The sequence below is a fragment of the Azospirillum tabaci genome, assembly GCF_014596085.1.
In the GTDB taxonomy this organism is placed as follows: Bacteria; Pseudomonadota; Alphaproteobacteria; order Azospirillales; family Azospirillaceae; genus Azospirillum; species Azospirillum tabaci.
Genome location: NZ_JACCJY010000092.1, coordinates 1 through 602 on the forward strand (window position 1 = coordinate 1; position 602 = coordinate 602).

Annotated in this window: 1 pseudogene; it reads right to left on the bottom strand. The window is 65.9% G+C overall.

Annotated features, from left to right (window positions below):
* Nucleotides 1-602: pseudogene (locus H0B54_RS29390) on the bottom strand (flagellin N-terminal helical domain-containing protein); the annotation flags it as partial.

Sequence of the window (602 nt, forward strand, 5' to 3'; positions counted from 1 at the left end):
TCGGCGCGGTCGGTCCAGTCGTTCTGCGCGTAGTCCAGACGCAGGCCCTGGCCGCTGGTGGTCAGGTTCTGGGCCTTCACCGTGATCGCGTTGGTGTTGCGCTCGTTGAGCTGCACCGTCAGATCGTTCGAGGTGTTGGCGTCGGTCACCTGCACCGAGACCAGGTTGGCCGCGGAGTTGACCGCCGCCGCCTGCTTGATGCTCTTCTGATCGACGTTGAAGCGCACCGTGCCGGTGTCGAACGCGAAGGCGTTCTCGCCTTCGGACAGCTTGCCTTCGCCGCGCTTGGACATGCCGTCGCGGGTCACCGTGGCGCCGCTCAGGTTGCTGACCTGGATCTGGATGTCGACCTTCTTCTCGATCGTCGAGATGCCGTTGCCGTTGTTGGCGGCCTGCTCCAGCAGATTGCGGTCCACCGTGAAGGACACGATGGTGCCCGACGCGAAGCTCTCGGAGATGCGCTTGGTCAGGGCGTTCTCGGCGCTGGCCTTGACGGTCATCTCGCGGGCGGCGTTGCTCGTCGTCGCGCCCGACAGCGTGATCGTGCCGGTCGTGCTGACCGTGACGGTCTGGACGTCCTTGCCGCTGAGGCGGCCGTTGGC